The sequence below is a fragment of the Micromonospora sp. NPDC002411 genome, from assembly GCF_053592955.1.
In genome coordinates this window covers 1-8,262 of sequence record NZ_JBSFBM010000303.1, presented here as the reverse complement: position 1 = coordinate 8,262, position 8,262 = coordinate 1, and the positions used below count along the sequence as shown (strand labels likewise).

General features: G+C 70.4%; 7 protein-coding genes. 3 read left to right on the top strand and 4 right to left on the bottom strand.

Annotated elements, in window-relative coordinates; translation table 11 throughout:
- Positions 1 to 20 precede the first annotated feature (20 nt).
- From ACWCO3_RS27405 to ACWCO3_RS27390, 4 genes are read right to left on the bottom strand one after another with little or no spacing between them, the layout of a single operon-like run.
- Entirely contained in the window at positions 21 to 791 is a 771-nt protein-coding gene (locus ACWCO3_RS27405; RefSeq protein WP_450012773.1) for an ABC transporter ATP-binding protein, read from the bottom strand.
- Position 792: 1 nt separating this feature from the next.
- Complete coding sequence (locus tag ACWCO3_RS27400; protein ID WP_145780548.1) at positions 793 to 1,692, bottom strand: ABC transporter permease; 900 nt, start codon at positions 1,690 to 1,692, stop codon at positions 793 to 795.
- Positions 1,689 to 2,774, bottom strand: a complete 1,086-nt coding sequence (locus ACWCO3_RS27395) for an ABC transporter permease (RefSeq protein ID WP_358078169.1) — start codon at positions 2,772 to 2,774, stop codon at positions 1,689 to 1,691. Before ACWCO3_RS27395 ends, ACWCO3_RS27400 begins: the two co-directional genes overlap by 4 nt.
- Before the next feature lie 10 nt (positions 2,775 to 2,784).
- Positions 2,785 to 4,389: an ABC transporter substrate-binding protein gene (locus tag ACWCO3_RS27390; protein ID WP_145780545.1), complete on the bottom strand. Its 1,605-nt coding sequence runs from the start codon at positions 4,387 to 4,389 to the stop codon at positions 2,785 to 2,787.
- Positions 4,390 to 4,673: 284 nt separating this feature from the next.
- On the opposite strand from ACWCO3_RS27390, the gene ACWCO3_RS27385 reads away from it, so the two are divergent.
- The 3 genes from ACWCO3_RS27385 to ACWCO3_RS27375 all read left to right on the top strand — a co-directional run.
- A complete protein-coding gene (locus ACWCO3_RS27385; RefSeq protein ID WP_450012770.1) occupies positions 4,674 to 5,210 on the top strand; it encodes a cupin domain-containing protein in 537 nt (178 codons plus the stop codon).
- Positions 5,211 to 5,335: 125 nt separating this feature from the next.
- Positions 5,336 to 7,219: a Xaa-Pro dipeptidyl-peptidase gene (locus ACWCO3_RS27380; protein WP_145780542.1), complete on the top strand. Its 1,884-nt coding sequence runs from the start codon at positions 5,336 to 5,338 to the stop codon at positions 7,217 to 7,219.
- 716 nt (positions 7,220 to 7,935) lie between these two features.
- A partial coding sequence (locus tag ACWCO3_RS27375) for a C39 family peptidase (protein ID WP_450012768.1) occupies positions 7,936 to 8,262 on the top strand: 327 nt, incomplete at its 3' end.

The following is an 8,262-nucleotide window of genomic DNA, read 5'->3' as shown; positions in this document are numbered from 1 at the left end:
CTCACCGCCGGCACTGTCGGTTATCTCACCTCCAGCGTGCTGGCCGGGTTCACGTTGGCCGCGGTGAGCAGAGCGCCGGTCGGGCCGGTCTCGACCACCCGCCCGGCGTAGAAGATGTAGCCGCGGGTGGTGAGGGCGCTGAGCACCCCGAGGTCGTGGGTGATGAACGCGACGGCCAGCCCGGTCTCGGCGCGAAGCCGGTCCAGCAGGGCCAGGATGCCGGCCTGCACTGTGACGTCGAGGGCCGTCGTCGGTTCGTCGGCGATCAGCAGTCGAGGGCGGGCGGCCAGGGCGATGGCGATGGCGACCCGTTGCCGCATCCCGCCGGAGAACTGGTGCGGGTAGGCACGCAGGGCCCGTTCCGGGTCCGGGATGCGGACCTGGTCGAGCAGCTCCACCGCACGGCGGGCGGCGGCCCGCCGGTCCATCCGCAGGTGCACCCGCATGTGTTCGGTGAGCTGCCGGCCGACGGTGAGCATCGGGTGCAGGGCGGCGCTCGGGTCCTGGAACACCATGGCGATACCGGCCCCGCGCACCCGTTGCCAGCCCTTGTTGTCCAGGCCCAGCAGTTCGGTGCCGGCGTACCGGGCCGAGCCGCTGACGGCCGCCCCCGGGGGCAGCAACCCGAGCAGGGTCTGCGCGGTGAGGCTCTTGCCGCAGCCGCTCTCCCCCGCGATGCCGACCAGCTCGCCCTCGTCGACTGTCAACGACACGTCGTGCAGGATCGGCAGCGGGCCGCGCGGCGAGGGCAGGGTGACGGCCAGGGAGTCGACGTCGAGCAGCGGTGCCACCTCAGCGTCCCTTCGTGTAGCGGGGGTCGAGCCGGTCCCGCAGCGCGTCACCGAGCACGTTGAACGCCATCACGACGGTCAGGATGGCGAGGCCGGGAAACACGCTGACCCACCACATCGACAGGTCCTGCGCGCCGAGGGCCACCATCGAGCCCCACTCGGCCGCCGGCGGGCGGGGGCCCAGGCCGAGGAACGACAACGCGGCGAGCAGCAGCACCGCGTTGCCCAGCTCGAGCGTGGCCAGCACGATCGCCGGGCCGACGCTGTTGGGCAGCACGTCGCGACGCAGCGCGCGGACCGGCCCGACGCCGAGCAGCCGGGCGGCGTTGAGGTAGTCGTCGCCACGCATGCCCAACACGGCGCTGCGGATGACCCGGGCGTAGACCGGCCAGGAGACGATGACCAGCGCCAGCACGGCGTTACGGGTGTTCGGGCCGAACGCCGCGGTCACCGCCATGGCCAGGATGATCTGCGGGAACGCGAACACCAGGTCGGTCAGGCGCATCAGCGCCTCGTCGACGAACCGACCGACGTAACCGGCGACCAACCCGAGCAGCCCGCCGACCAGCAGGGCCAACGAGACGATGGCCAGGGCCAGCGGGATGGACAGGCGGGCGCCGTGGATGACCCGGCTGAGGATGTCCCGGCCGAGCGAGTCGGTGCCGAACCAGTGCGCCCCGGAGGGCGGCGCGTACGCGTCGGGGCTCTGTGCCAGTGGGCCGTACGGGGCGAGAACGTCAGCGAGCAGCGCCACCAGCAACCATCCACCGAGGATGGTCAGGGCCACCATCGTGATCGGCTGACGCCAGACCGGCCGGTTGGTCGCGCCGCCGCGCAGCCGGCCGAGCCAGCGACGCCGGCCCAGGGCCCGCTCCGCCTTCGGGTCAACGAGTGTCGTCATGAGAGCCGGATCCTCGGGTCGATGAGACCGTAGAGCAGGTCGACGGTCAGGTTGACCACCGTGTAGACGAGCGCCACGAACAGGCTGACGCCGAGGATCGAGGGCAGGTCCAGTGCCGTGGCGCTGCGGTACGCGTACTGGCCGACGCCGGGCCAGCCGAAGATGCTCTCCACCAGCACCGTCCCGGACAGCAGCGAGGCGAAGGCCAGCCCGGAGACGGTGACCACCGGGACGAGACCGGCGCGCAGCAGGTGCCGGCGCAGCACCACCCGGGTCGGCAGACCCTTGGCGTACGCGGCGCGGATGTAGTCCTGCTGGAGCACCTCCAGCATCGCCGAGCGGACGAACCGGACCAGCATCGCCACGGTCAGCGAGGTCAGCACGAGCACCGGCAGGGACAGGTGCTGGGCGGCGTCCCACGCGACGTCCCACTGCCCGGCGAGTGCCGCGTCGACGGTGTACATGCCGGTGACGGTGGGCGGTGGGCTGAAGTCCGTGGAGAGTCGTCCGCCGCTGGGCGCCAGGCCGAGCTGGTAGAAGAAGACGTAGAGCACGACGAGGGACAGCCAGAACGGCGGGGTGGACAGCCCGAGCAGGGCGCCGATCCGGACGAGCTGGTCGGTGAGCCGACCGTTGCGGACCGCCGCGAGCATGCCGATCCCGGTGCCGATGAGCAGCGCCAGCACCATGCTCGGGATGGCCAGCTCCAGGGTCGCCGGCACGTAGTGCAGCAGGTCGTCCAGGACGGCCCGCCCGGTCTGCTGGGAGAGACCCAGGTCGCCATGCAGAAGGTTGCCCAGGTAGTGCACGTACTGGGCCCAGAGCGGCTGGTCCAGGCCCCACTTCTGCCGGAAGGCGGCCACCGCGGCGGGGTCGTTGAGGGCCTGGTCGGAGAGATTGGCGGTCACCGGGTCACCGGGGACCACGTTGACCAGCCCGAACGTCACCACCGTGACCCCCAGCAGCAGGCCGGCGGTGATCGCCACCCGCTTGGCCAGGAACGTCAGCAGCGGGTGGGCACCCCGGGGCCGGGACGCGGTCGTGGCGACCGCGCCCGGCTCACCGTCGTGGACTGTCGTCATGCCGTCGGGACTACTTGCGGCCGACCGCGGCGACGTCCACCTGCCAACCGGCGGCGGTGTAGTCCGCGCCGGTCAGGTCCGTGGTCGCCACGACGATGGAGGAGTTGCTGGCCAGCACCAGGTACGGCGAGGACGCGTTCATCAGCCGCTGCCACTCCTGCATGGCGGCGGCCCGGCCGGCCAGGTCGAGGGTCTCGGTGACCTTCTTGCCGGCGGCCACCACGGCCGGGTCGGCCCGCTCGACCGTCCAGCCGGAGCGCAGCGCGGTCGCCTGCCCCGGTGCCATGTTGTTGATGAGCGAGTCGGCAACCGGGTAGTTCAGGCTCTGCGGGGTGAACCCAAGGGGTGACTTCCCGCCGCGCATCTCGTCGAGGAACGTGGTCAGCGGCTGCGGGTTCAACTCCAGCTTGATGCCCGCCTCAGCGGCGTCGCCCTGCACCTTGGTGGCCACCGTGCCGAGGTCTACACCCTTGTAGGTGATGGCCGGGTAGGTGAACTTCACTGTGGGGTTGGTCAGGCCGCCCTCGGCCAGCAGCGCCTTGGCCTTCGCCACGTCCCGCTTGGACTCCTCGCCGGCCGGCAGCGCGCCCGGGAAGGCCGGCGCGACCAGCCCGGCACCGGGCGCCGCGCCCTTGCCGTACAGGGCCGCGATGCCCTGGTAGTCGATGGCGGCACGCAGGGCCTGGTTGAACTTCGGGTTCGAGGTGACCGCCGAGACGCCCGGGTCGGCGTTCAGGAAGAGGAAGTAGACCGTGTCCTGCACGCCGGAGGTCTGCAGGCTGCCCGGCAGGCCGTCGAGGAGCTTGCCGGAGATGTCCAGGGAGATCTCGGCGGCCTCGGCGCGCTGCATGGTCAGCTTCTGGGTCTGCACGTCCATGTTGCGCAGCACCACCCGGGAGAACTGCGGCTTGGTGCCCCAGTACTTCGGGTTGGCCTCCAGCACCACCTGCGCCGACGGGTCGTACGACTTCAGCACGTACGGGCCGCTGCCGAGGGAGTTGGTGTCCAGGTACTGCTGTGCGGTGTCGCCCTGCGCGGCGTCGGCGCCGTCGCGGGCACCGTGCTCCTTGGCGGCCTTGGAGTTGAGCACAGCTGTCGACGGCATCGACAGCACGACCGGGATGTTCGGGTCGGGCGTGGCCGAGGCGACCACGACGGTGCTGTCATCGGTCTTGGTCACGGTCAGGCCGCTGACGGTGACCGCCGGGCTGGCCTTGATGTTCTTCAGGCGGTTCAGCGAGAAGACGACGTCGTCGGCGGTGAGCGGGCTGCCGTCGGCGAACGTCACACCCTGCCGCAGCTTGAAGGTGAACGTCTTCGCGTCCGGTGACGCCTGGTACGACTCGGCCAGCGCGGGGACGGGCTTGCTCACGTCCGAGCCCTTGAAGGTGAGCAGGGTGTCGTAGAGGGCGTGCACGGCGGTCAGGCCGGTCGCCTCGTAGACCCGGCCAGGGTCGAGGGTCTTGAGCACGAACGAGGTGTTCACGGTGAGCGTCTTGGCCGCACCGTTCGCGTTTCCACCGCTGCCGCCGGCGCTACAGGCGCTGACGGACAGGACGGCCAGCGTCGCCAGAGCGGACGCTCCGGCGAGGAGCCGGCGGGGGGACACCGACATGCTGTTCCTACCTTCTATCGCGCGGCCCGCCGTGCGGGAACCGCGGGGCGTCGACGCCTCGGGCGACCCAACCACCGGCGGAAGCGGCGGGAGATCGTCGCGGGGTTCTCGGGAAGCGCCGTCTCGGGTTGGATGTAGGCCGGACTGGGACGCCGTCCGGTTCGTCTTGACGCGGCCTTGTCTAGTGGTGTCGAACGTCGCCGCCTGTTGTTCAGCGATACTAAACAGAGCCGTATAGTCGGGTCAATCAAGATTCAGCCACACTGTTTTTGGAACGAGGACACATGCTCGGTGACCGACTCCGCGACCTGCGTCAGCAGCACTCCCTCACGCTGCGCCAGCTCGCCACAGCCGCCGACGTGTCCCCCGCGCTGCTCAGCCAGATCGAGAACGGCGCGACCGACCCCAGCCTGTCCACCCTGCGGAAACTCGCCCAGGTCTTCGACACCTCGATCGCGGAGCTGTTCTCCGAGCCCGAGGCGCCACCCGTGCACATCAGCCGCGTCGGCGCCCGGACCCGGCTGGCCGCGCCACCCGGCCAGATCACCTACGAACGACTCACCCCCGGTCGGGGCGACCTGGAGGTCCTCCAGGCCCACCTCGCACCCGGCGACGCCAGCTCGGCGGAACCCTGGGCACACCCGTCCACCGAGTGCGCGATCGTCGTCACCGGCGAGGTCGTCGCGCAGATCGGCGGTGAGTCGTACACCCTCACCGCCGGCGAGTCGGTCACCTTCGACTCGCGCCTGGCACATCTCTACCGCAACGCCAGCGACGAGCCCGCCCACCTGATCATCGCGGTGACGCCGCCGACCCCCTGACCGGCCACCGTGGACATGTCACGGGATCGACGCGACGGCGCCGCCGACCTAGCATGTCGACGAATGGATCTTCGAGCTTGGTCAGTGCCGACCCCGGCAACCAGCCCAACCGAAGGGAGACGCGCGTGCGTCGACCCCGTCATCTAGCGCTCCTGAGCGTCGGTGTGTCCGGCGCCCTGGTGCTCAGCGCAGCCCCCACCGCAACGGCTGCACCGCCCGCCGCCACCACGCCCACCGGCATCGTGGTCAGCGACGGCATGACCCAACCGGTGTTCTCGCTCGCCGACGCGATCGAGGAGCGGGTGTTCGTCCAGACCCCGGTGGACACCGACCACGACGGCCGGCTCGACCGGGTCGCGATCGACATCTCCCGACCCCGCGAGACCGCCACCACCGGCTTCAAGGTGCCGGTCATCTTCGAGCACAGCCCGTACCGCAAGGGCACCTGGGGCGACGTGCCGTACCCGAGCGTGCTCGTCGACGACCTGCCGCAGAACGGTCTGACCGACCGCTCCGGCCGCCGGGCGCTCGACGCCGGCATGCAACGAGCCCAGGCCAAGGCCAACCTGCCCGGCTCGCTGGACGACTACTACGTGCCACGCGGGTACGCGGTGGTGCTCGGTCAGAGCGTCGGCACCGGCGACTCGGACGGCTGCCCGACCAGCGGCGACCAGGCCGAGACACTGGGCACCAAGGCGGTCATCGACTGGCTCAACGGCCGGGCCAAGGGGTACGACGCCAACGGCGCCCCGGTCACCGCCGGCTGGACCACCGGCGCGGTCGGCATGACCGGCGTCTCCTACAACGGCACCCTGCCCAACCAGGTTGCCACCACCGGGGTCAAGGGACTCAAGACCATCGTGCCGGTCTCCGCGATCAGCAGCTGGTACGACTACTACCGGGCCAACGGGCTGGTGGTCGCACCCGGCACGTTCCAGGGCGAGGACCTCGACATCCTGGCCCAGTACACCGCCGGGCAGGCACGCGCCGAAGGGCAGTGCGCCGACGAACTCGCGAAGATCACCGAGGAGCAGGACCGGATCACCGGCGACTACTCGACGTTCTGGCAGGACCGCGACTACCTCGACGCCCGCAACGTCAAGGCCAGCGTCTTCGTCGTGCACGGCCTCAACGACTGGAACGTGAAGACCGAGCACTTCGCCGGCTGGTGGGACCAGCTCGCCAAGCGCGACGTACCCCGCAAGATCTGGCTGCACCAGGGCGGCCACGGCGGCCCGGGCAGCAGCGCCTCGGTGACCCTGCCCAGCGGGCAGACCTGGACGTACAAGCAGACCGAGAACCGCTGGTTCGACTTCTGGCTGTGGAACGTGCGCAACGGCATCATGGACGAGCCGACCGCCGTGCTCCAGCGCGAGGACCGGGCCTACACCACGTACGCCAACTGGCCCGACCCCGCCGCCCGTGAGGTGGGGCTGCGGTTCGCCGCCACGGACGCCACCGCCCCAGGCGCCCTCACCACCGGCAAGCCCCCGAAGGCCAAGATCGAGCAGAGCTTCGTCGACGAGGGCCGGACCATCCACCCGGACACCCTGGTGTCCAACCCAGACACGGCGAGCGCGAACCGGCTCGCGTACCGCTCCCCCGAGCTGACGCAGAGCGTACGCATCTCCGGGCGTCCGGAGATGCGACTGCGGATGGCGATCGACAACAAGCCGGACGCGAACCTCACCGCGTACCTGGTCGACTACGGCCCGGCCGGCTCGACCGCCGCGCCGACAGTGGTGACCCGGGGCTGGATGGACCCGCAGAACCGCAAGAGCGACGCGCGCACCGAGCCGGTCAAGCAGGGCAAGATGTACGACTACCGGTGGACCATGGAGCCGAAGGACTACGTCTTCCCGGCCGGGCACCGGATCGGCGTGGTCGTCTTCTCCAGCGACCAGGAGTACACGCTGCTGCCGTTGGGCGGCACCGAACTGCGGGTAGCGCCGAACGACAGCGAACTGCGGCTACCGGTCGTCGGCGGGCGGAGCGTCCTCGGCTTCTGATCCCGTCGCTTACGCACACTGGTGGGGCAGTCCGAGATGTCGCGGGCTGCCCCACCAGCACGTCAGGGGCCCGCCGCGTCCCGGCCCGGGCGCGCCCGGGCGGGGCCCGGCCAAGATTCGCGCAACGTCGGGGAAGGTGCTGCCTCACGGCGCCACGAGGCAGCAGTTTCGGGGATAGTGCGAGATCGTCGAGCAAGCGGTCGCGTGCGCCCGGCTCCCGTCGCGGGTGGCGGTGATTCCGCGTGATGGTGGGCGCAGATCGTGCGATACCGCGCGCCCTACCGGCTTGATCCACTCGGCTTCGCCGAAGTCGGGGTATCCCCGGCACTCGGATACCGCGACTTCGCCGAACCGGAGTAGATCAAGGCGGGTGTATCGTCGCCGGCCGGGATGATCGCCCACTATGCGAGGTTTGTCCGGGTGGCTGGGGTCACCCGGGCGGCGGAATCCGGGCCGGCCCGGGGTCGTTATACCTGGCACGGCCGCGACGCTGGGCCGTGGTGAGCGGCGGCCGCCGGGAACACCGGCCAGCCCGCCCCGGTTACATCCCCGGAGCACAACAGGCCGGGAGCCCGGCGGAATGATCCGCCACCCCCACCTGGTTACACCTCGTCCCGACGCCGGCCCCGCAGGGCCGCCGGGCACTGAACGTTCCCGCATGGCCGTCCCCCGTGAGTCGTGCGGTATCCCCCGATGAAGCAGAGGAGCACGCCATCATGCGTACCGATCTGATTCGTAAGACCGCTCTGACCGCTGCTGGTCTGGCGTTCACCGGTGGTGCCATCGCCGGCCCCGTGACCGCCGCGTATGCGATGTCCGATGCCAAGCCCGCCACGCAAACCCAGACCGACCGTAAGAGCGGTGAGCGGGAGTTGGGTGTGCGTTACGAGGCGCAGCCGAACTTCTACTACTGCGGCCCCGCCGCGACCCGCAACGCGTTGAGTGTGCAGGGTAAGGACATCAACGTGGACGCGATGGCCAAGGAGATGGGCACCACCGAGGCCGGTACGAACTCGATCAACGACATCACCCCGGTGCTGAAC

Bases quoted from the DNA above. Each gene is read 5' to 3' on its own strand.
- ACWCO3_RS27400 (WP_145780548.1), bottom strand. From the start codon at position 1,692: ATGACGACACTCGTTGACCCGAAGGCGGAGCGGGCCCTGGGCCGGCGT.
- ACWCO3_RS27395 (WP_358078169.1), bottom strand. From the start codon at position 2,774: ATGACGACAGTCCACGACGGTGAGCCGGGCGCGGTCGCCACGACCGCG.
- ACWCO3_RS27390 (WP_145780545.1), bottom strand. From the start codon at position 4,389: ATGTCGGTGTCCCCCCGCCGGCTCCTCGCCGGAGCGTCCGCTCTGGCG.
- ACWCO3_RS27385 (WP_450012770.1), top strand. From the start codon at position 4,674: ATGCTCGGTGACCGACTCCGCGACCTGCGTCAGCAGCACTCCCTCACG.